Source organism: Ditibartonella apis (assembly GCF_001952075.1).
GTDB classification, from domain to species: domain Bacteria; phylum Pseudomonadota; class Alphaproteobacteria; order Rhizobiales; family Rhizobiaceae; genus Bartonella; species Bartonella apis.
The window spans coordinates 488,112-511,220 of the sequence record NZ_LXYU01000002.1 but is presented as its reverse complement, the minus strand read 5'-3'; the positions used below and the strand labels follow the sequence as shown (position 1 = coordinate 511,220).

Here is a 23,109-nt window from a genome sequence, read left to right as displayed (position 1 = left end):
TGTTGGAAATAACAGATTTTCTTGTTGAAGCGGACTTATTTTTTCCCCGAATTTTCCTGTGGTGCTGAAGCCAGACTTTTTTCAACTTCAAAACTGGTAAATTTAATTTTTTTCGCAAGATCTGCAAAATGGCTATTCAAATAATCCTGAAAACGGGCAGATGTCACGCTTCCTTCTGCTGTTCCAGTGTTGGAGCCGAACAGAAAACTGTGACTGGATTGATGTCTTATGTCGAGAATACCGGCATCAACAAGTTCGTTTTTGTCGATATGGATAAAATTTGCACCGGCCACAGGTAACTTCTCACGGGAAAATAAATCGCTGAAAAAGGTATCGTGCCCGTTTTCGCCCATCGAGACACGAGCATTTGCGTCAATATTACATTCAAGGCCCGTCAATATATAATCGCCCGGAGCAATTGGAGAAAATGCTGTCGCAATTGTTTTATTGGTGAGCTTTTCCGAAATCGTCTCAAAGGTTACTTTACCGAGGAACCATTTATCCGATTTGCCAAGAATCCATTTGGTTTGCGAAATCGCTTTATCGGGTAAACCGGCAATTGTATAATTATCTCTACCGGAATAAACATTTGTATAATTTTTCTGGTCAAGCCTGTCTCCAACGATTTGTCGCAAGCGTATTGTTGTGCTTTGGCAAAACCGGCCTTCATAAACGACTCTGACAGCAATGGCCGCACCTTTTTGGGAAATCGTATTCTGGAAGAAATTAACAGCTTCATCGCTATTAATGTCATTTTTCTTGGAGTTCGTGCAGCTCACGGAAAAAATGCACACAAAAACAAGCAATAAAATACGGTAATTCAACATTTTTGTTCAGCCATGAAGCAACCCTTTAATCAAAGTCAATTGATAGCAACCGACTTGGATAAAAGAAATAATCAACTTCTATTAAAGAGGGCAATTGCCAAAACAATATGTGGACAAGTTGTTTCGCATTGTTGCCATGGTAAAATCCGGCCGGCTGATGTCAATTATTGCAACGGTATTGAAGATTTCTAGAAAGAGATTTTCGAATTCATGCATCAAAATAAACTTTCCCGAGCATAGAACGCATGGCTTGCTGCTTTGTGTTGGATGAGTTACAAACCAGCAATCCTTCAATCCAATTGTAGTTTTAGCGGCAGGAATAAAATGGCAGATAGACAGGCAAGAACGATAGCGCGTGTTCCTCGTGGTTTTGTTGATCGCACGAGTGCGGAACTCCATGCCGCCGAAAAAATGATGTCGGTCATTCGCAATGTCTACGAGCTTTACGGGTTCGAGGCCGTTGAAACGCCGATTTTTGAATATACGGATGCGCTGGGAAAATTCCTGCCGGATCAGGATCGTCCGAATGCCGGTGTGTTTTCAATTCAGGATGATGACGAGCAATGGATGTCATTGCGATATGATCTGACAGCGCCGCTTGCACGTTATTTTGCTGAAAATTTCGAAAGTTTGCCAAAGCCCTATCGCAGTTATCGTGTCGGCTGGGTATTCCGTAACGAAAAACCGGGGCCGGGGCGTTTCCGGCAATTTATGCAGTTTGATGCTGATACAGTGGGAACACCGACTGTTGCTGCCGATGCCGAAATTTGCATGATGGCGGCTGATACGATGGAACGGCTTGGCATTGATCGTGGTGATTATGTCGTTCGGGTGAACAATCGTAAAATTCTTGACGGTGTGCTGGAGCTTGTAGGCCTTCAAGGTGACGATAATGCAGGAAAAAGGCTCACTGTTCTTCGTGCTATCGACAAACTTGACAAGTTCGGTCCTGAAGGTGTGAAACTTCTTCTCGGCAAAGGTCGGCTGGATGATAGTGGTGATTTCACCAAAGGCGCCGAGCTTTCTGACGAGGCAATTGCCAAAGTTCTATCCTTTATTAATGCCGGTGGTGAAAATGGCCGTGCCACCCTTGATAATCTTTCAAAAGTGGTAGCTGGGAGCAACCGTGGCAAAGAAGGCGTTAACGAGCTTCAGGATATGTTGGCCCTTTTCACAGCTGCAGGATATGAAAAACGGATCAAAATTGACCCGTCTGTTGTTCGTGGGCTTGAATATTATACAGGGCCGGTTTTCGAAGTTGAATTGCTGTTTGACGTTGTCAATGAAGACGGACAAAAAGTTGTTTTCGGTTCGGTCGGCGGTGGTGGACGATATGACGGACTGGTCTCGCGTTTTCGCAGCGAACCGGTTCCGGCTACCGGTTTTTCAATCGGTGTCTCGAGATTGATGACGGCGTTGAAAAACCTTGGCAAACTTGATCTTGATGAAAAATCGGGACCGGTTGTCGTTTTGGTGTTGGATAAAGACCGAACTTCGCTTGAACGTTATCAGAATATGGTTGCAGAACTTCGTAACGCCGGTATTCGTTCCGAACTTTATGTTGGCGGTTCGGGCATGAAAGCACAGATGAAATATGCCGATCGCCGTCATGCCCCTTGCGTTATTATTCAGGGATCTCAAGAACGCTCCGAAAACCAGGTTCAGATCAAGGACCTTGTTGAGGGGGCACGCCTGTCGGCCGAGATTGAAGATAATAAAACGTGGCGTGAAAGCCGTCCGGCACAAATTACTGTAGACGAAAACAAAATGGTCGACGCGGTTAAAGAAATTCTCGCGGCGCAAGATAAAAATAGGTAGTGTCGAGCGGGAAGAAAATGACCGGATCCGAGTTAAAAGCCAACGCCATCAAAGATTTTTTTGGCGATAACCATTTGCAAACCGTTTCAATTCCGATTTTACAACCGGCCGAGCCTTTTCTCGACATGGCGGGAGAGGATTTGCGCCGCCGTATTTTTATGACCGAAAATGAAAATGGCGACAGTTTGTGCTTGCGGCCGGAATTTACAATTCCCGTTTGTATCAAGCACATAAAAACAGGTGCAACAACACCACGCCGCTACGCCTATATTGGTGAAGTTTTCAGGCAAAGCCGCTCGGGAGAAAACGGTTTTTATCAGGCAGGCATTGAAGATTTAGGGGATGTTGACGAAGCCGCGGCTGATGCACGTTCACTAGGAGAAGCCTTGGCCTTGTTGGAACGTGTTTCGAAGAGTTCCGGTTACGGGGTTCATTTGGGCGACCAAAGTGTGTTTGCTTCGGTTCTTCAAGAACTCGGTATTGTCCCGACATGGCAAAAAAGGCTGCTGCGCAGTTTTGGTAACGCCAAGCAATTGCGTGATCTTTTACATATTCTTGCTGAACCGAAAAGCGAACAGAGTTTGCCCGACAATCTGATGAAACTGGTTAAGGCGCAAGATGAAGCAGCATTGACGAGTTATATTGAGGAAGAGATGCTTGATGCGGGCATTTCACCATCTGCCGGCCGCAGTCCGACAGAAATTGCAAGGCGGCTTTTGGAAAAACAGCTTTTATCTTCTGTAAGGCTTACCAAACCGGTCCTCGAAGCTTTGGAAGAGTTTTTGGCAATTCGCTTGCCCCTTGATGACGCCGAAGATGCACTTTTTGATTTCGGGAAAAAATATGAATTGGTGAGCGACCGGTTTCTAATGCCGTTCAAGGCGCGAAATCGGGCTTTTGCGACTCAAGGGATCAAGCTTGAAGATGTTGAATATGATGCAGCTTTCGGTCGCCCGCTCGATTACTATACCGGTTTTGTTTTTGAAATTCGCAAAGATGATAATGTTATTATCGGTGGCGGACGTTATAACCGTCTGATGACAATGCTCGGGGCTGATAGACCGATACCGGCTGTCGGTTTTTCGGTTTGGCTTGACAGACTTTCGAATGACGACGAAAGCACAGTCGGGATTCAAAAGGGGCAAGGGAAATAATCATGACAGTTACACTCGCACTTCCCTCGAAAGGCCGTCTTAAAGATAAGACATTGGACACCTTGAAAGCTGCCGGTTACGAGATCGTTCTTGCCGACAATGACCGTAACTATCGGGCGGCCGTTGCCAATGACAAGAATATCGATATTCTTTTTCTATCTGCTTCCGAAATTGCCCGTGAACTGGGTTATGGCAATGTTGATCTCGGTGTAACAGGGCAGGATTTGATCCACGAAACGCTTGCCCATTCCGAGACAAAAGTGAAAGTTGAAGTTCCGCTCGGTTTCGGTTTTGCCGATGTGGTGGTTGCTGTTCCGGCTGTTTGGCATGATGTCGTGACAATGGCCGATCTTGACGACGTTGCAGCCGAATTCCGTCAGCGTCATGGACGTAGAATTCGTATTGCAACAAAATTCTGGCGTCTGACGCAGCAATTCTTTTCACAAAAGCATGGAATACAAGTCTATCGTATTGTTGAAAGTCTAGGTGCAACCGAAGGAGCTCCTGCGGCCGGTTCGGCCGATATGATTGTCGATATCACCTCTACCGGTGAAACGTTAAGGGCAAACAAGCTAAAAATATTGGATGATGGCGTTATTTTAAAATCACAAGCGTCACTTGTTTCAGCGTTGAGAAGCCGCGAAAAAAGCGGAGTTCAAGAAATTATTGAAAAATTGGGTAAAGTAGCAAAAAAATAAAAGCCGAGATGCAAATTGAAACTGAATGGCTTTGATATATTTGAAACGGGATGTTTCCGTTATACTTAGGCCATGTCGCATTTAGGCCAAGCTGTTAAGCGCCTCAATTCCTGTTATATCAAAAAATACAAATGTCACGGCGACAAGCAGCATCACAAGGATGATTGCTACAATCAACAGAACAAAGAAGCGCGATTTTATGCGTCGTTTTTCAACTGAAGCGGGATCGGATCGATCAGACATCGAACTCAATCATCATTGCTGGAATTTAAACGATCAGGGCTTGTAGCCGCTCCCGGTTCTCTTCCCAAATATCCCAGTTCCTGAAGTGATTTCTTTAAAAAAAGCTCGACAGCTTCAGCCTCGCTTTTGATCTTATGATTGTCGTGCAGAAAGTTTTGCAATGCAGTCAATGTTTGCGCGTCAAGATTGAATGAAATACCCATATTGACCTCTTGAATATAAAAGGCCCCTGCGAAACATAGGCAGGAGCCTTGATTGATATTATTTCTCGCCCTTGAGGACTTTCAAAATGTTCTGAGGTGAAGATTCACCATAAGGATCAGTCTCGCAGTTATCCGAGAAACCTTTTTCCTCGAACCATTTTTCAACAACACCATCATTAACAACAGCAGCATAACGCCATGAACGCATGCCGAAACCCAAATTGGATTTGTTGACAAGCATACCCATTTTACGGGTGAATTCGCCATTGCCATCAGGAATAAGTTTGATGTGTTGCAATTTGTTGTGTCTGCCCCAGGCATTCATAACAAAAGCGTCATTAACAGCAAGGCAGTAAACTTCATCAATGCCAAGCTTCTTGAATTCCGGATAAAGTTTTTCAAAATCCGGCAGCTGATAGGTCGAGCATGTTGGGGTAAATGCGCCCGGCAATGAGAACAATACTACGCGCTTGCCCTTGAAATATTCATCAGTGTTGACATCTTGCCAACGGAACGGGTTTGAACCCCCAATAGATTCATCACGTACACGCGTATGAAATGTTACATTTGGAACTTTTTGTCCGATCATTAATTTGCTCCTGTATTTTTATATCTTTCGGCCTGTCCGATAAGGCAGGCAGTGTGAGCCGGAATTCACATAAGAAAGGTAAGAGATCGGCCGTTAACTTGCAAGCTCGCCCCCGAAAGATTGATAATTTTACACTCGATATTTTTGGTTAATCGCTTTAAATTGATCACAGTGAAGAACATATGGTGATGAATATGGCGATTTTGACAATTTCTACGACTGCCTTCGATGACCAAAATCCCGGAACGTCCGGATTGCGAAAGAAGGTAAAAGTTTTCCAAAAGCCGAATTACGTCGAAAATTTCATCCAATCTATTTTCAATAGCGTTGGTGATGTTTCCGGGAAATTGTTTATTCTCGGAGGCGACGGGCGTTTTTTTAATAAAGAAGTTATCCAGAAAATTTTAAAAATGGCTGCTGCCAATAAAGTCGGCCATATCAAAGTTGGCCTGAACGGTATTTTGTCAACGCCGGCGGCTTCCCATCTTATCCGCAAATACAAGGCATTTGGCGGCATCATTCTGTCGGCAAGTCACAATCCCGGTGGCCCGTCGGGTGACTTCGGTATCAAATACAATATTTCGAATGGCGGTCCTGCACCGGAAAAAGTAACAAAGGCTATTTTCGAATCTTCAAAAAATATCACTTCTTATAAAATAGAGGATTGTGGCGATATCGACATCGCGAAATTGGGGAAAACGCAAGTCGGTTCAATGGTTGTCGAAGTCATTGATCCGGTTGTCGATTATGCAGATCTGATGGAAGAATTGTTCGATTTCGATCTCATCCGCAAAGCAATTGCCGGTGGTTTGACATTCCGCTTTGATGCATTGAATGCTGTGACCGGTCCATATGCCCATGAAATTTTCGAGAAACGTCTGGGCATGAAAAAGGGAACAGTTGTGAATGGTACGCCACTTCCCGATTTCGGTGGACGACATCCTGACCCCAATCTCGTTCATGCCCACGATCTTTATGAATTGATGATGTCTGAAGACGGGCCTGATCTTGGTGCTGCATCCGATGGCGATGGCGACCGTAATATGATTGTGGGGTGGAAACGTTTTGTCACGCCGTCCGATTCCCTTGCTATTCTGGCTGCCAATGCAAAGCTCGTTAAAGGCTATCGCAATGGTATTGCCGGCATTGCACGCTCTATGCCGACGAGTGCCGCGGCCGATTATGTCGCTAAAAAACTTGGTCTCAATATTTATGAAACACCGACAGGGTGGAAATTTTTCGGTAATTTGCTTGATGCCGGAAAGGTAACATTTTGCGGTGAAGAAAGCTTCGGCACCGGTTCCAATCACGTGCGTGAAAAAGACGGTTTGTGGGCAATATTGTTCTGGCTCAATTTGCTTGCGGCAACCGGTAAAAGCGTGAGTGAAATTGTCGAGCAACATTGGCAACAATTCGGCCGTTCCTATTATACACGTCATGATTACGAGGAAGTTGATCAGACTGCGGCAAAAGCTCTTATGGAGGATTTGCGCTCACGTCTTGGAAAACTTGCCGGAACCGATGTTGCAGGGTTGACGATTGCCAAGGCAGACGATTTTTCATACCACGATCCGATTGATGGCTCGGTCAGCGAGCATCAGGGCATCCGGATTTTCTTTGAAGGTGGCGGACGCATCGTCTATCGTTTGTCCGGTACCGGAACATCGGGCGCAACGGTTCGCGTTTATATGGAACATTATGTTGCCGATCCGCTAAAGCAGGATGACGACCCGCAAGAAGCTCTTGCAGCCTTGATTGTCGCAGCTGATGAGCTTGTGGATTTGAAGAAAAAACTCGGACGTGATGCACCGAGCGTTATTACTTGAGAATAAAAGACGTGTGGTGAGGCAGGAATGTGCCTTTGAGATAAAGGATAGGCCATTGCCTTTTCAAACACCGTCCATCTCGCACTGCAAAACGTTTTTTAAAACGGAAAATCAAATATAACAAAAAGCCCTGTAAATTTTTACAGGGCTTTTTGAATTGAATAAGAGATAAACAAACCGGAACGACAAACGTTCGTTTGGTTTAACTCATTTCGGATGGATCATATTTTCCGGTTTGACCAGACGATTATAATCTTCCTCTGATACGCCCGCTTTCAGTGCTTCTTCACGCAGTGTTGTGCCATTCTTATGGGCAGTTTTGGCAATTTTTGCAGCTTTGTCATAACCGATTGCCGGGGCAAGTGCTGTAACCAGCATCAAGGATTTTTCGAGAAGATCATGGATGCGTGTTTCATTGGCCTTGATGCCTTTGACGCAATTATCTGCAAAAGACACCATGCATTCCGACAAAATTTTGATCGATTGCAAAACATTGAATGCAATAACCGGTTTATAGACATTGAGTTCAAAATGCCCCTGACTTGCGGCAACAGTGATCGTGGTTTCATTGCCAAAAACCTGACAGGCAACCATCGTCATTGCTTCGCACTGGGTCGGGTTGACTTTGCCCGGCATAATCGAAGAACCCGGTTCGTTTTCCGGTAAGCTTAATTCACCAAGACCGCAGCGGGGACCGGAACCCAAAAGGCGAATATCATTGGCAATTTTGAAAAGATCGGTTGCCAAAGCGTTGAGGCTGCCATGGAAATTGGTAATTGCGCCGTGGCTTGCCAAAGCTTCGAATTTGTTATCGGCAGTTTCAAATGCAACGCCTGTAATGTCGGTCACTGCTTCGACAAAATCCTTGTCAAAACCGATTGGTGCGTTCAAACCGGTACCGACTGCCGTACCACCTTGGGCAAGTTTGAGAACATCTTGCAGTGCCGCCTCGATGCGTTTTCTGTTATGTTCGAGTGCTGCACGGTAACCTGAGAATTCCTGTCCCAGCGTGATCGGCGTGGCATCCTGTGTGTGGGTGCGACCGATTTTGATAATTTTGGAAAATTCTTTTTCTTTGTCCTTCAACGCAATCGTGAGATGGTCGATTGCCGGGAAAAGTTTGTTGATGGTCTCTAAAGCCGCCGAGATATGAATGGCTGTCGGAAATGAGTCGTTGGATGATTGGCTCATATTAACGTGGTCATTGGGGTGAACAGGCTTTTTTGATCCCATTTCTCCCCCGAGCATCTCGATAGCACGGTTTGCAATAACTTCGTTGACATTCATATTGGTTTGCGTGCCCGAACCGGTCTGCCAGACGACGAGTGGAAAATTGTCGTCAAGTTTTCCGCCAATGACTTCATCGGCAGCAGCAATAATTGCTTTTCCCAACTCCGGCGAAAGCTTTTTGGCTTTCATATTGGCCATGGCTGCGGCTTTTTTGATAAGTCCCAAGGCATGAATAAGCGGCAATGGCTGCTTTTCGCCGCCAATTTTGAAATTGTGCAAAGAGCGTTCTGTTTGTGCCCCCCAATAGTGGTCTGCGGGAACCTCGATCGGACCGAATGTATCCGTTTCTGTACGGGTTTGTACCATGATAAAACTCCTCTGTGGTTGAGGAGACGATAGACCAAGAAAAGCAATGAGAAAAGGCCTTAAACGGGATCGAAACTATATCTTGAACCTGTTTTTATACATATTTTGGTGAGAAAAAGTCGCCCGCAAAACCGGATAATAAAACAATAAGACTGAAGCGAAAAAATGAGCGGCATATTATTACATATTTCTGATGAAACAGCCCAAAACTGGCTGAAGAAATAATACGCTACCAATTAAAAGTGGCTTAAAAATTTTAAAAGACAACAAAAACACCAACTCGACCGCATTTTTTAGTGACGGAAATAATCTATTTTTTAAATATTGGCTCCATGCTGTTTGTATTGACGATAAACCGACGGCTTGGCGAATTTATGCCACGCGTAAACCGAGGATGTGATGACGAACCTGGTATAAAAAAACGGGCCCGAAGGCCCGTTCATTAACGTTGTCGTGAACTTCTTTATTAGAAGTCCATACCGCCCATGCCGCCGCCCGGCATTGCAGGCATTGGAGCCTCTTTCTTCGGCAGCTCGGCAATCATGGCTTCGGTTGTGATCAACAATCCGGCAACGGAAGCAGCGTTTTGAAGAGCAGAGCGGACAACCTTTACAGGGTCAACAATGCCCAGAGCAATCAAATCGCCATATTGGCCATTGGCTGTGTTGTAACCGAATGTTTCGCTCTTGTTTTCAAGAATTTTACCAACAACGATAGAAGCTTCATCGCCAGCGTTGGTTGCAATTTGACGGGCCGGAGCCTGCAAAGCGCGACGAACGATATTGATACCGGCTTCCTGATCCGAATTGGCACCTTTTACTTTAAGGTCAGCGGCTGCGCGCAACAGGGCAGTACCACCACCAGCAACGATACCTTCTTCAACAGCGGCGCGTGTTGCATTCAAAGCATCGTCAACGCGGTCTTTTTTCTCTTTAACTTCAACTTCTGTTGCACCGCCAACGCGGATAACAGCAACACCGCCTGCCAATTTGGCAAGACGTTCCTGAAGTTTCTCACGGTCATAATCGGATGTTGTTTCTTCGATCTGGGCCTTGATCTGGTTAACACGTGCATTGATTTCAGGCTTCTTGCCAGCACCGTCAACAATCGTTGTGTTTTCTTTTGAAACGGTAACTTTCTTTGCGCGGCCGAGCATGTCGAGTGTGACGTTTTCGAGCTTGATGCCGAGGTCATCGGAGATAACCTGACCGGATGTCAAAATGGCAATATCTTCCAACATTGCTTTACGACGGTCACCGAAGCCCGGAGCCTTGACCGCAGCAATCTTCAAGCCGCCACGCAATTTGTTGACAACGAGAGTTGCCAAAGCTTCACCTTCAACATCTTCTGCAATGATAAGCAAAGGCTTGCTCGCCTGGACAACAGCTTCAAGAACCGGAAGCAGAGCCTGCAAGTTAGAAAGTTTCTTTTCGTGGATCAGGATGTAAGGGTCATCCAGATCGGCAACCATTTTTTCTGTGTTGGTTACAAAGTAAGGAGAAAGGTAACCGCGGTCGAACTGCATACCTTCAACAACTTCAAGCTCTGTATCGGCAGTCTTTGCTTCTTCGACTGTGATAACGCCTTCATTGCCGACTTTCTGCATCGCTTCGGAAATCATTTTACCGATTTCGGTTTCGCCATTTGCTGAAATAGTACCAACCTGTGCAACTTCCGCAGAAGTTTTAATCTTCTTTGCTTTTTTCAGAAGATTGTCGACAACTTCATTAACAGCAGCATCAATGCCGCGCTTCAAATCCATCGGGTTCATTCCGGCAGCAACAGCTTTTGCACCTTCCTGAACAATTGCCTGACCCAAAACAGTTGCTGTTGTGGTGCCATCACCGGCAATATCATTGGTCTTGGAAGCAACTTCGCGCAACATCTGTGCGCCCATATTTTCAAACTTGTCTTCAAGTTCGATTTCCTTGGCAACCGAAACACCATCTTTGGTAATTCGTGGAGCACCGAAAGACTTGTCGATGACAACATTACGGCCTTTAGGACCCAGTGTTACTTTCACGGCATTGGCGAGGATATCGACGCCACGCAACATACGTTCACGCGCATCGCGGCCAAATTTGACTTCTTTTGCAGCCATTTAATATCTCCTTGGGAATTATCCCGGAATTGTTTTTAAAATTTATGGGAAAATGGCTATCAGCCAAGAATACCCATAATATCGGATTCTTTCATAATCAGGACGTCTTCACCATCCAGCTTGACTTCGGTTCCTGACCATTTGCCAAAGAGAACGCGGTCGCCTGCTTTTACGTCAAGAGCAACGAGCTTGCCGCTTTCATCACGTGCACCCGGACCAACAGCGAGAACTTCGCCTTCCTGCGGCTTTTCTTTGGCTGTATCTGGGATGATGATCCCACCTGCGGTTTTTTCTTCTGATTCAACCCGACGAACGACTACGCGATCGTGTAATGGGCGGAATTTGGTTTTTGCCATGTCTTGAACCCTTAAAATGTTTAACTTTAATTAAACTCGATTTCGTTGAGGTTTTTCCTCGATTAGCACTCTCGATGTGGGAGTGCTAACTCATGAGAACAGATAAAAATTGCCCCTTATAATGTCAAGAAGCTGGTTTTAATTTTTTAGTGAACTGGCTTGGGAAAACGTTATTCTTTAGGTAAAGAATGCCGCTCATAAAAAGCCGTATTTTGTGGAACATTGATGAAAAGAGATCGGACAGCGTTTATAAAATGCAGCCCGATCGAGTTTGTCCAAAGGAGCAAAAATTCAAACAAATATATAAGCTTCAATGGGTTAAACACATAAGGCTAGAGATATTTTCCTAAGGTTTGGATGTCTTATCGCAAAGTTAAAAAGGAAACTTACTTTAATGCCAAAAGCCGGAATAGCCACCCAAATGAGGAGAATAAAGATCGTAACAAGATTCATCCTGTCCTTGTGCAAAAGGTTAAAAAAGAATGAATTATTCACAAGCATAGCTACTCGGATTGTTAAACTTTAAAGTTTCTACAGTCCGGATTCGCTCTATTCGGGATTCGTCACGTGGGGTATTCCTCAACGCCTGCAACTTCCGGAACGAAATGACGCAAAAGATTTTCGATTCCATGTTTGAGGGTTGCTGTTGAAGCCGGACAACCCGAGCAAGAGCCACGCATGTTCAAATAGACAACACCGTGCTCGAAACCGCGGAACGTGATATCACCACCATCATTGGCCACAGCGGGACGAACCCGTGTTTCGATAAGCTCCTTGATTGTGTCAACGATATCTTTATCTTCTTCCGAGAAAAACTCTTCTCCAACCGGTACATCAGGAACATCATTGACATGCGCTGCCATTATCGGGCTATTGGACATGAAATGTTCCATAATAGTTCCCAATATTGCAGGTTTCAGATGCTGCCATTCCGAGTTGTCTTTAGTGACAGTGATGAAATCATAGCCGAAGAAAACGCCGGTAACACCGGGAATGGTGAAAAGTTTGGAAGCGAGAGGAGAACGTTCGGATGCGTCTTCTTTATCGCGGAATTCAGCAACACCTTCTTCCAATACAACCCGGCCGGGCAGGAATTTTAGTGTTGCGGGATTAGGCGTGGTTTCTGTCTGGATGAACATATAATTTCCTTTTCATGGTCAAGGCATGCAAGGTGCGTTATTCGATTGCCTTTTATATGCTGCTTTACGGAACAAAAATTCAAGAGGCAAGTCATCCAGCAGGAATGACATTGCAGTGAAGAGTTTCTTTTTTCGAAATGCTTTTGTTTTAAATAGGGTGGGAAAAGTTGGTCAAGCAACTGAATCAATATCTTCCACACTTAGGCCATCAGGAATAATTGTAACAGGAATTGGAAAAGCGCTTCCCTTTGCAGCAATAGATTGCACAAGCGGCCCCGGACCTTCAGCCCCCGAGCCGGCCGCGAGCACAAGAACCGCAATATCCTGATCGCTTTCGATAAGCTTTACTATTTCAGCAGCCTTTTGCCCTTCGCAAATTTTGGTTTCCGTTTCTATTCCCAGATTTTCCCGAACTTCATCAGAAATTGCTGATAAAGTCTGGCGAGCCTGCTCATGGGACTCGGCGCGCATGATATCGCCCACGCCAAGGAAATGTTGGAATTCCGAACTGTCGATCACATAAAGCAGGATCAATCTTCCACCGGTGTTTTTTGCCCGCCTTGATGCATAGGCAACAGCACGGCGGCATTCCGGTGTCTCGTCGATAATTGCCAGAAACTTTCGCTTATGTCCGTATTGGCGGCTTAATCGTTTTGATAACATTTCTGTTCACCTACTGGCAGCATCGTCGGGCGCGAGCTGAATATGGCATGTCAGTCCCTTAGGCGCATAATCAATTTTCACATCATTATGCGGATTATAGCTCAAACTCCGTTCGATCAGCGTCGATCCAAACCCCTTTTTATGATGGGAAGAAATTTCAGGCCCGTTACTTTCGCTCCATTTCAGATTGATAACACCCTCCTTTGTGCGAGACCAGGTAACAGAAACACGGCCGGAGGTAACCGAAAGCGCGCCATATTTAATCGCATTTGTCATGAGCTCGTGAAGTGTTAAGGCAAGCGCCAACGCTGCCTTTTCCGATACATTGACCTTGGGGCCATTGATTTTGATATTGCCATAAGTTTCGGTAGCAATTGCCATGGTATTTTCAATAAGTACCTTAAGGTCGCTCTTTTTCCCGCTCTCATCTTTTAAAGTACTCTGTGCTTCTGCAATTGCTCTGAGCCTTGCACCGACCTTCTCGGTGGCGCTTGTTAGATCGGTGCTGCTTTTGAGCGTTTGGGAAACCACCGCATTGACCATGGCGAGAATATTTTTTACACGGTGAGCCGATTCTCCGGCGAGAATATGGAGCTGGTTTTCGAAATTGATGCGTTCGGTGATGTCGATACCCTGAACATAGATACCGATAACGTCACCTTCTGCATTTTTAATGGGTTGGTGGATAAAATCGACATAATGCAAAACCGGTTCTTCGCTGCCCGGCCGTTCAATCAAAAGCGGGACACTTGCTCCACGGAACGGCTCTTTGGTTTCCCAAACCTGATCAAGCAGAGCAATGAAACCTTGTCGGGGAATTTCCGGCATGGCTTCGGCAACAGTGTGTCCGATCAATTCCCGTGTGCCTACAAGTTCCATAAAGGCATTATTGACAAGATAAAAACGGTGATCGCGATTGAGCAGTACGATGACGAAACCGGGTGCCTGTTGGACAAGATCGCGTAAAAAATCGATTTCCGCAATAAAGCGTGACCGTTCGCTCTCCGGATTGTCGTTCAATCCGCGTTTCGTATTGGTTGTCTTATCTTCCTTTTTGACTTCTGTTTCTGAAGTATACGCCACACAACATTCCAATCGAAAATTCACACCTGATTTTAAATTTAGTGCAATTCGGCTATTGTGCAAATAATTTTTGGCGGCAGTCTTCAAGAAGAAGGTGCTTTTATTTAAAGCACCTTTATCATCATTGTTTTGAAAGTCATCCCTGAAGGAAGCCCACTATGTCGCGCACGTGCTTCATTGTGTCTTCGGCAAGAACGCTTGCGCGTTCTGCGCCTTCTCTTAAAACCTGATCGATATAGGAAGGCTCGTTATTGAGACGACGTAATTCTTCTGTGACCGGAGACAATTTGCTGACAGCCAAATCGGCAAGTGCCGGCTTGAATTCGGAAAACTGTTTACCTGCAAATTCTGCTATAACGGCTTTTTTATCGGTTCCAGAAAGAGCTGCATAAATGCCTACGAGATTATCGGCCTCGGGACGGTCATTCAAACCGTCAACAGTTTCAGGCAATGGCTCTGAATCGGTTTTTGCCTTTTTGATTTTTTTGGAAATATCATCAGCTGTGTCAATCAAATTGATGCGCGACAAATCGGACGGGTCGGATTTCGACATTTTTTTCGTTCCGTCACGCAGTGACATGACACGTGTGGCAGAGCCGCCAATCAACCCCTCTGTGAGCGGGAAGAAGCCGTTGACTGTTTCGTCACCGACTTGCATTTCGACACCTACGCCAAGTTCGGCAATACGTTCGGAATAGTCATTATTGAATTTCTGCGCAATGTCGCGTGTCAATTCGATGTGCTGTTTCTGGTCTTCGCCAACAGGAACTTTTGTTGCACGGTAGACAAGAATGTCGGCAGCCATCAAACTTGGATAGGCAAAGAGGCCGAGAGACGCATTTTCGCGATCTTTCCCCGCTTTGTCTTTAAACTGGGTCATGCGGTTCATCCAGCCGATACGGGCAACGCAATTGAAAATCCAAGCGAGTTCGGCATGTTGATGAACGCGTGACTGGTTGAACACAATGTGACGTTTCGGGTCAATTCCGGCTGCCAGAAATGCTGCTGTCACTTCGCGTGTCGACCTCATCAGATCATGTGGGGCGGGGTTGACAGTGAGTGCATGCATATCAACCACGCAATAGATACATTCATAGTCTTTTTGCAATTCAACCCAACGCTTGATCGCACCGAGATAATTTCCCAGATGAAGATTTCCGGTCGCTTGAACTCCAGAAAAAACACGTTGTTTGAATGTGCTCATAATAGACAATCCGATCTTTAAAAAAATTATAACTGTTTTTGTCAAAGCTTTCTGTTGAAAGCAATTGAAAACCTTTACCGCTTGCGCAGCAACCCTCTTTTAATCAACGATATATTTGTTGCACCGAAAAGAAATGCAGAACCGAAATAAACGATGATCGCGCCGAATACCAGAGCAAGTACGCTGCTTGCACGATAAGTCAATGGAGCTCTTGCCGATAGCGGGTATTCGAGATAGCCGACAGCATAATGAAGGGCGACCGTCATGACCAATGTTGCGAGCAATATTCTTGGAATACGCTTTAGAAGAATTTTATCACGTCCCCATTGACGTCTTTTGACAAGAGTGATGAACAGTAAAATGGCATTGACCCAGCCGGCCGATATTTCGGCTATGGCTATTCCACGTGCCGATAAGACCGGAAAGAGCGTCAAAGCAAGCGATATATTAACGACGACCGAAATTCCGGCGAAAATCATCGGCGTTTTTGTGTCTTCGCGGGCAAAGAAACCCGGAATGAATGCTTTTATCAACACGAAAGCTGGAAGACCCAAACCGTAGATGCCCAAAATTCCTGCGACAATTGTTGTCGACTGGGCAGAAAAATGCCCGCGCTCGAATAAGAGGCGCACAATCGGTTCTGCCATAACAAGAAATGCGGCAGCCGCAGGTAACGTCAGAAGAAGAGTGAACTCAACGGACCTGTTTTGCAAGTTATCGGCTTCTTTCAGATTGCCACTTCTGAGTGCACGGGAAAGTTCGGGTAAAAGGACTGTGGCAACGGCGATTCCGACAACACCCAATGGAAGTTGATAAAGCCGGTCGGCATAAACAAGTGACGAGACGGCGCCGGATTCTGCAGAAGCAATATTGGTGTTGATGAGCAGATTAATTTGTGTGATGCCGCCGGTAATGGCGGCAGGTAATGCAAGCCAAAGGAGCTGGCGGACATTTTCGGTGAATCTGGGAAGGCGAAAACCGATTTTCATACCGGCATTGGCAACAGCAATCCACACAATAACGAGTTGCACAATACCGGAGGCCATAACGCCCCATGAAAGATCAACGCCAACATGCCAGGGGTCGAGCTTATAGACCCATGCGTAAAAAAGAACGCCGATAAGAATAATGTTGAGAAAAACCGGTGCAATCGCCGCAGCAAAATAGCGGTGAAGCGAATTGAGCATTCCGCCCATCATTGCTGCGAGTGACATGCAGGCAAGATAGGGAAACATGATAGTTGCAAAACGGACGGTTGCATTGAATTTTGTTGCATCATCAGTGAAGCCCGGTGCAATGACATAGCGCACCAGAAACGGCATGGATAGCTCCATGATGATAGTGAGGATCAATAATATCGAAAACAGCACGCCGAAAACTTCTTCGGAAAAACGCCGTGCACTATCGAAGCCGTCTTCTTCAATCTGTTTGGCAAATAAGGGCACAAAGGCTGAATTGAACGCACCTTCGGCAAAAAGGCGACGGAATGTATTGGGAAAACGAAATGCGGCATTGAATGCGTCGGCCACCGGCCCTGTACCAACAGCGGCAGCCATAAGCATTTCTCTAACAAAACCGAACAGGCGACTCATCAATGTGCCGGATGCAACGGTCGCGAATTGTTTGATGAGGCTCATGGTCTTTTTATATTTTCCATTTGTTCTGCTGCGATGAGAGCCAATAATTTGCGGCGTATAGTGGCCTGTTTTTGCGGGTTGATAATTTTGTGACGGAAAAGATCATTGACGTAAAAATTGTCGATAACCTTTTCTCCGAAGGTCGTAATATGTGCAGAAGCAATGTCAAGCGAAAGATCGGACAGTGTTTTTGTAATTTCGAAAAGCAATCCCGGTCTGTCGAGGCCTTCGATTTCAATCACACTGAATTTGTCCGACAATGTATTGTTGATTTCCACACTTGGTGTGACGTCAAAGGCTTTGGCAGCGCGCCGTGGTTTTGCACGTTGTGCAATCACTTCCGGCAAACGGATTGTTCCAGTCAAAGCATCCTCTATCATTTTACCGACGCGGTTTGCCCTCCGTGTTTCATCGTCATCAAGCTTGAACTCGCGGCTGATGAGAATGATATCGAGGGCACGGCCATCTGTGGTGGTAAAAATCTGGGCGTCAACAATATTGCCGCCAGCTGCAGCGCAGGCACCAGTGACGATAGAGAGAACCCGCGGATGATCAGGCGCAAGAATTGTAAGTTCTGTGACACCATCGAACCGGTGTGGATCCGACATCGTCGCAAGCGGGGCTTTGCGCTTATCGGCATCACGGATAAAATTGGCCTGCCTGATCTGGTCTTCCGGTGAAACCGTTAACCAGTAGTTCGGGTATTGTAGGCCGATATAATGTTGTTTTTCATCTTCGCTCCAATTTTCAAGCGCATCATGAAGGCGTTCTTTCGAAGCGTTGATGCGATCGGTCCTTGGAACTTGCGAAAAACCACCGGTCAGGACGATTTCAGTCTCATGATAAAGTGTACGCAGCAATTGCCCCTTCCAGCCATTCCAGACGCCGGGGCCAACAGCTTTGATATCACATATGGTAAGCACGAGCAGCAATTTGAGCCTGTCGGTTGTCTGAACAATATTGGCAAAGTCTTCAATTGTCTTGCGGTCATTAAGATCGCGTGACTGGGCAACCATGCTCATGGTGAGATGTTCTTTGATGAGCCAGGCGACAAGTTCTGTATCGCCCCGCGACAGCCCGAAACGCGGGCAAAGCTTGCGGGCAATTTTGGCACCTGCAATCGAGTGGTCTTCCGGTCTGCCTTTTGCAATATCGTGTAAAAATAAAGCTACAAAAAGAATCGTCCGCTCTTTTTTGAAAGTCGGCACAATTGCGGATGCAAGCGGATGATCCTGATAAACTTCGCCATGATCAATCTCGCTAAGGCAGGCGATGCAGCGTAACAAATGTTCATCAACAGTGTAATGATGATACATATTGAACTGCATCATTGCGACGATCTTGCCGAAATCGGGGATGAATTTTCCCAAGACTCCTGATTCATTCATTCTCCGCAAAATAAGTGACGGATTACGGGGCGAAGTCAGAATAGCAATAAAAAGCCGGTTTGCTTCCTTATCTTCACGAACCTTTTGGGTAATAAGCTTGAGAGAACGGGATGCTTCCTGCACAGCATGGGGATGGCATTCCAGCCCGTGAATATCGGATAGATAAAAAAGCCGGATGAGATTTACCGGATCGCGGACGAAAACATCATCATCGTCTATATTGATGCGTTGTGTATCGACGACAAAGCCGGGATAGTCGGCAATTTTTTTCTTGCGACGGGAAAATGTCAAAAATACCCGATTTAAACCCGGAACCGGTTTTGCATATTCTTCTTCCAATGCAGCCGAAACAATTCGGGTGAGATCACCGACCTGTTTGGCAACGAGAAAATAGTGCTTCATAAAGCGCTCGACATCTTCCATACCGGGGTGGGCGGTATAGCCCAGACGATGGGCGATATCGCGCTGGATATCAAAAGACAAACGTTCCTGTGCTTTGCCTGTTAGAAAATGCATATGGCAACGCACGGCCCATAAAAAGTCATCAGCTTTTTTGAAAACGCGAAGTTCCGATTTCGATAATACGCCGAGTGTCACAAGTTTATCAGTCGAAGTGATGCGGTAATGATATTTGGCAATCCACAACAGGGTTTGCAAATCGCGTTGGCCGCCTTTGCTTTCCTTGACATTGGGCTCGACGAGATAACGTGTTTCACCCGCTTTTTTGTGGCGAAGGTCGCGCTCGAGTAATTTTGCCCGAATAAAAGCAGGAGAAGTGCCTTTGACAACCTGATCTTCATAACGCCGCATCAATTCATCGAAAAGTCCGCGATTGCCAATCAGAAAGCGCGCTTCAAGGAGGGCGGTTCTAGCCGTCATATCCTCTTTCGCCATGCGGATTGAATCATCAATGTTTCTTGTTGCATGTCCAACTTTAAGGCCAACATCCCAAAGCATGTAGAGGATATATTCCATAACCTGTTCGCCCCATGGCGTCTGTTTCCATGGCAACAAAAAATGAAGGTCGATATCGGAATGCGGTGCCAAGGTTCCCCGTCCATAACCACCAACCGCCACAAGAGCGATGCGTTCACCGCTTGAAGGGTTGGGGAGGGGATAAATTCTTTCGGTAACAAAGTTATAAAGTGTTGTGATAACTGTATCAATGAGCAGGCTTAACCGGCGGGCGCATTGGCGACCTTTGCCATTCTGTTGAAGAATAATTTCAGCTTCTCTTTGTCCGTCAGCAATAATATTTTTCAGAAGAGAAACAATTTTCGGTTTAATTTTCAAACCTATGTCTGCGCCTTCTTCATTTTTGATGAGTTCTTCCATCTTCTGGCGAAGATCTTTTTCTTCAATCAGAACAAGATTTTTTTGTGAAGCGCCCATTATTGACCAATCTGTTGATGACACATTTTTGTAACTGGAAACGAATCTAGACTATATTTGAATTTCTTGGAATAGCCTATATAGGCAGTAAGCGAGAAAGAGGATGACATCTTGTTTTTCTTGCGCTAGGTGTCTTGGCAATATCTTATGACAGGATTGAAATGCCAATAGACCATAAATTCTCTGACAAGGTGTGATAAGGCGATGGAAGAACCCGAAAGGCTACAAACAATTATCGACCGCTACGACGCTGTTTTTTGCGATGTATGGGGGGTTATTCATAATGGTATCCATGCTTTCAAAGAAGCTGTTGCGGCTTTAATCAAAGTCAGGCAATCGGGAAAAACGGTTATATTGCTCACCAATTCGCCCCGTCCCCACGACGGAGTGGCTGAACAACTGGCTTCACTAAAAATCGGCCCTGATGTTTATGATGACATTGTTACTTCTGGTGACGCGACACGTCACCTCATCAAGGAAGCACCGAGGAAAGTTTTTCACATCGGGCCAGAGCGTGATCTTGCCTTGTTTGACGGGCTTGATGTCGAGCTTGTTGAAGAATTCGAGGCGACATCGATAGTCTGTACAGGACTTTTTGATGACGAGCATGAAGAACCTGATGATTATCATGAGCTTCTGCTAAAATTAAGGTCGAAGAATCTGCCGTTTATATGTGCAAATCCCGACATTACGGTTCATCACGGCGATAAGATATTATGGTGCGCGGGGGCTCTTGCACGCCTTTATGAACAAATGGGCGGGCGCACATTGATCGCCGGTAAGCCGCATCGGCCGATTTATGATTTGGCTATAGAAAAACTCGCCGAACGAAAAGGCCGGATAACCAAGGATCGTATTCTTGCAATTGGAGACGGCATATTGACAGATATAAAAGGTGGACAACAATTCGGTCTTGATACGCTTTATATTTCTGGTGGTATCCATCAGAATGAATACGCCAAAGATGGCAATATCAACCACTCATTGCTCATCGAATTTTTAAACAAATATGGCAGCCATCCTATTGCCACCATGTGGACGCTTAAATGACCAATAAATTTTTGCGGTTGGAAAATCTCGCTGCATTACCGGAAAGTTATAAAAATGCGGTTGTAGCAATTGGTAATTTTGATGGCGTTCATAGGGGGCATCAGGCAGTTTTAGAAAAAGCATTGGATATTGCCCGTCGAACTGCCCGACCGGCAATTGTTTATACATTCGAGCCGCACCCTAAAAGCTTTTTCAAGCCGGAAACTCCGGTTGATCGGCTCACACCAGCAGCAGAAAAAGCCAGAATACTGGAATTGTTAGGCTTTGATGGCGTTGTTGAACAACGCTTTGATGCAAAATTTGCGCACCTTACTGCCGAAGAATTTGTCAAACATATTTTGTGCGAGAATTTTCACGCTTCGGCAGTTGTTACCGGAAGTGATTTCCATTTTGGCAGCAAACGGTCCGGTACGCCCGAATATTTGGAAGATTGCGGAAAAAGATTTGGCTTTGCCGTCATTAAAGTTCCACCATTTTGTGACGAAAATGGTAAAATTATTTCGTCAAGCCGCATCCGTGAACTTTTAAAAATCGGACATGTGGAAGAAGCGGCAAACCTTCTCGGATATCACTATACTGTTTGTTCAAAAGTCATTCATGGCGCAAAGCTCGGACGGACATTGGGTTTTCCGACGGCTAATATGGCGCTTGCCGGAGAGACCGGCCTTTCTTTCGGAATTTATGCCGTACGTTTCAGGCGCTTTGACGGAACACTTTATGACGGGGTTGCAAGCTTCGGAAAAAGACCGACAGTGGAGGGCGATGGTGTGCCATTGCTTGAAACTTTTCTATTTTCGTTCAACGGTGAGTTGTACGATGAAACGGCATCTGTCAGTTTCTACTCGTATTTACGTGGAGAAAAAAAGTTTGACGGGCTTCAACCATTGATTGACCAGATGAACAAAGATAAAAACGAGGCACAAGCAGCACTAAAATCTGTTCGACCATTATCTGTGCTCGATAGAAACTTTACGTTTACCAATGAGTAAGGATAGGCCGACAAGGTTTAGGAGAAGGCAGAGTTTTAATACATTCTTAAAAACTTGATTGAATATTTATTGTTGGCCAGTTTGCTAAGAGTTGGTGTCTAGCAATTTTATAAATCAGCTGCTTTGGCAAAGCGTCTGGAGTGTATAGGTGTCGAATTATTTATTGAAATTAGTTTTGGCAAGCATGACCGGCTTGATGACGATTTCATGTTTCAAGGTCAATGCAGAAGAGCTTTACGACTACCAGACAGGTAAAGTTACCAATGTTTCGGCTGAACAGCGTTATTCCGACGATAGAAATTACCAATCCACCCAACCTGAAAAACGTCATTTTTATAGTGGGAACTGGTCGGTAACTGTTGGTGCTTCGGTCTATGAGGCACCAAAATTCGAAGGTGATGATACCTATGACATTGCCGTCGATCCGATTTTTTCCATTGGTAAAACCGGCGGGGATGACCGCTTTTCTTCACGTAATGACAATATGTCTTTTGCCCTTCTGGAAAAACGTTTTTTCCGTCTTGGCGTTGTCGGCAAGCTGCTGCAAGACCGCGACAGCGATACTTCAGGCGATCTTAAAGGTCTAAAGAGAGTAAAATGGGGCGGTGAAGTCGGTGGCTTTGCCGAGGTCTACCCGCTTGATTGGCTGCGGGCGAGAGCGGAAGTCCGTAAAGGACTGCGCAGCCATAACGGTGTCACATCCGATATTGCAATTGATGCTTACAAAAATTTGACGCCGTCCGTTCAGGTTTCGGGTGGACCGCGCGCTTTTTATGCAACGAAAGACTACTTCAAAACCTATTATGGAGTTGATGAAGAAGAATCGCTACGATCGGGTTTGAAAGAGTTCCACCCTGATAGTGGTTGGGGCTCATTTGGCGCTGGTGGTGCAATTACCTGGAAAGCAACAAACAAAATCACAACCAGTGTGTTCAGTGAGTATAAGCGGCTGACCGGGGACGCAGGAGATTCATCTCTGGTTTTTCAACGCGGTGATAAAAACCAGTTTACCATGGGTATTTCAGCATCTTACCGTTTCGATTTGAAATTAAGATAAATATACAAACGTTTGCCAATTAGGCTTGTAAAAGCGTCGTTGATTGTCCGGTTAATCCAGCCAATTTACTGATGATATCGGGCAATAGACATCAAC

At 45.5% G+C, this 23,109-nt stretch carries 20 protein-coding genes; 7 read left to right on the top strand and 13 right to left on the bottom strand.

The window, feature by feature from the left end; translation table 11 throughout:
* Positions 1-35 precede the first annotated feature (35 nt).
* Positions 36-779, bottom strand: coding sequence for a hypothetical protein (locus PEB0122_RS06765; protein WP_143238804.1), 744 nt, complete (start codon positions 777-779; stop codon positions 36-38).
* 372 nt (positions 780-1,151) lie between these two features.
* On the opposite strand from PEB0122_RS06765, the gene hisS reads away from it, so the two are divergent.
* From hisS to hisG, 3 genes are read left to right on the top strand one after another with little or no spacing between them, the layout of a single operon-like run.
* Positions 1,152-2,645, top strand: coding sequence for a histidine--tRNA ligase (gene hisS, locus PEB0122_RS06760; protein WP_075916199.1), 1,494 nt, complete (start codon positions 1,152-1,154; stop codon positions 2,643-2,645).
* A 17-nt stretch (positions 2,646-2,662) separates the two neighbouring features.
* Positions 2,663-3,799, top strand: a complete 1,137-nt coding sequence (locus PEB0122_RS06755) for an ATP phosphoribosyltransferase regulatory subunit (protein ID WP_075916338.1) — start codon at positions 2,663-2,665, stop codon at positions 3,797-3,799.
* A 2-nt stretch (positions 3,800-3,801) separates the two neighbouring features.
* Complete coding sequence (gene hisG, locus PEB0122_RS06750) at positions 3,802-4,497, top strand: ATP phosphoribosyltransferase (protein ID WP_075916197.1); 696 nt, start codon at positions 3,802-3,804, stop codon at positions 4,495-4,497.
* 81 nt (positions 4,498-4,578) lie between these two features.
* Here hisG and PEB0122_RS11725 read toward each other — a convergent pair whose 3' ends face one another.
* From PEB0122_RS11725 to PEB0122_RS06740, 3 genes are read right to left on the bottom strand one after another with little or no spacing between them, the layout of a single operon-like run.
* On the bottom strand, positions 4,579-4,740 hold the full coding sequence (locus PEB0122_RS11725) for a hypothetical protein (protein ID WP_158025421.1): 162 nt from the start codon (positions 4,738-4,740) through the stop codon (positions 4,579-4,581).
* A gap of 5 nt (positions 4,741-4,745) precedes the next feature.
* Entirely contained in the window at positions 4,746-4,943 is a 198-nt protein-coding gene (locus PEB0122_RS06745) for a hypothetical protein (RefSeq protein WP_075870322.1), read from the bottom strand.
* A gap of 58 nt (positions 4,944-5,001) precedes the next feature.
* Complete coding sequence (locus tag PEB0122_RS06740) at positions 5,002-5,532, bottom strand: peroxiredoxin (RefSeq protein ID WP_075870321.1); 531 nt, start codon at positions 5,530-5,532, stop codon at positions 5,002-5,004.
* Positions 5,533-5,726: 194 nt separating this feature from the next.
* Between PEB0122_RS06740 and PEB0122_RS06735 the strand changes: the two genes are divergently transcribed.
* Positions 5,727-7,358 (top strand): alpha-D-glucose phosphate-specific phosphoglucomutase, encoded by a 1,632-nt coding sequence (locus tag PEB0122_RS06735; protein ID WP_075870464.1) that lies wholly within the window; start codon positions 5,727-5,729, stop codon positions 7,356-7,358.
* A 207-nt stretch (positions 7,359-7,565) separates the two neighbouring features.
* Here the strand turns inward: PEB0122_RS06735 and fumC are convergent, their stop codons facing one another.
* The 9 genes from fumC to PEB0122_RS06690 all read right to left on the bottom strand — a co-directional run bounded on the left by fumC (position 7,566) and on the right by PEB0122_RS06690 (position 19,917).
* Positions 7,566-8,954: a class II fumarate hydratase gene (fumC, locus tag PEB0122_RS06730; RefSeq protein WP_075870320.1), complete on the bottom strand. Its 1,389-nt coding sequence runs from the start codon at positions 8,952-8,954 to the stop codon at positions 7,566-7,568.
* 466 nt (positions 8,955-9,420) lie between these two features.
* Positions 9,421-11,055 carry a chaperonin GroEL gene (gene groL, locus PEB0122_RS06725; protein WP_075916195.1) on the bottom strand — a complete coding sequence of 545 codons (1,635 nt, stop codon included), beginning with the start codon at positions 11,053-11,055 and terminating at the stop codon, positions 9,421-9,423.
* 59 nt (positions 11,056-11,114) lie between these two features.
* On the bottom strand, positions 11,115-11,411 hold the full coding sequence (groES, locus tag PEB0122_RS06720) for a co-chaperone GroES (protein ID WP_075870318.1): 297 nt from the start codon (positions 11,409-11,411) through the stop codon (positions 11,115-11,117).
* A gap of 563 nt (positions 11,412-11,974) precedes the next feature.
* The gene (locus PEB0122_RS06715; protein ID WP_075870317.1) at positions 11,975-12,550 is read right to left on the bottom strand and encodes a NifU family protein; all 576 of its coding nucleotides are present in this window, start codon (positions 12,548-12,550) and stop codon (positions 11,975-11,977) included.
* A 171-nt stretch (positions 12,551-12,721) separates the two neighbouring features.
* Positions 12,722-13,213 (bottom strand): universal stress protein, encoded by a 492-nt coding sequence (locus PEB0122_RS06710; RefSeq protein WP_075870316.1) that lies wholly within the window; start codon positions 13,211-13,213, stop codon positions 12,722-12,724.
* A 6-nt stretch (positions 13,214-13,219) separates the two neighbouring features.
* Positions 13,220-14,296, bottom strand: a complete 1,077-nt coding sequence (locus tag PEB0122_RS06705; protein WP_225867810.1) for a sensor histidine kinase — start codon at positions 14,294-14,296, stop codon at positions 13,220-13,222.
* Positions 14,297-14,432: 136 nt separating this feature from the next.
* The gene (gene trpS / locus PEB0122_RS06700; RefSeq protein WP_075870315.1) at positions 14,433-15,500 is read right to left on the bottom strand and encodes a tryptophan--tRNA ligase; all 1,068 of its coding nucleotides are present in this window, start codon (positions 15,498-15,500) and stop codon (positions 14,433-14,435) included.
* 74 nt (positions 15,501-15,574) lie between these two features.
* Positions 15,575-17,137: a murein biosynthesis integral membrane protein MurJ gene (murJ, locus tag PEB0122_RS06695; protein WP_075916193.1), complete on the bottom strand. Its 1,563-nt coding sequence runs from the start codon at positions 17,135-17,137 to the stop codon at positions 15,575-15,577.
* Positions 17,134-19,917, bottom strand: a complete 2,784-nt coding sequence (locus tag PEB0122_RS06690) for a [protein-PII] uridylyltransferase (protein ID WP_075916191.1) — start codon at positions 19,915-19,917, stop codon at positions 17,134-17,136. The genes murJ and PEB0122_RS06690 overlap by 4 nt, the downstream gene beginning before the upstream one ends.
* A gap of 204 nt (positions 19,918-20,121) precedes the next feature.
* On the opposite strand from PEB0122_RS06690, the gene PEB0122_RS06685 reads away from it, so the two are divergent.
* The 3 genes from PEB0122_RS06685 (at position 20,122) to PEB0122_RS06675 (ending at position 23,013) form a co-directional block, all read left to right on the top strand.
* Entirely contained in the window at positions 20,122-20,967 is an 846-nt protein-coding gene (locus PEB0122_RS06685; protein ID WP_075916189.1) for a TIGR01459 family HAD-type hydrolase, read from the top strand.
* Positions 20,964-21,956 (top strand): bifunctional riboflavin kinase/FAD synthetase, encoded by a 993-nt coding sequence (locus PEB0122_RS06680; RefSeq protein WP_075916187.1) that lies wholly within the window; start codon positions 20,964-20,966, stop codon positions 21,954-21,956. Before PEB0122_RS06685 ends, PEB0122_RS06680 begins: the two co-directional genes overlap by 4 nt.
* 148 nt (positions 21,957-22,104) lie before the next feature.
* Positions 22,105-23,013: a MipA/OmpV family protein gene (locus tag PEB0122_RS06675; RefSeq protein ID WP_075870310.1), complete on the top strand. Its 909-nt coding sequence runs from the start codon at positions 22,105-22,107 to the stop codon at positions 23,011-23,013.
* Positions 23,014-23,109: the final 96 nt, after the last annotated feature.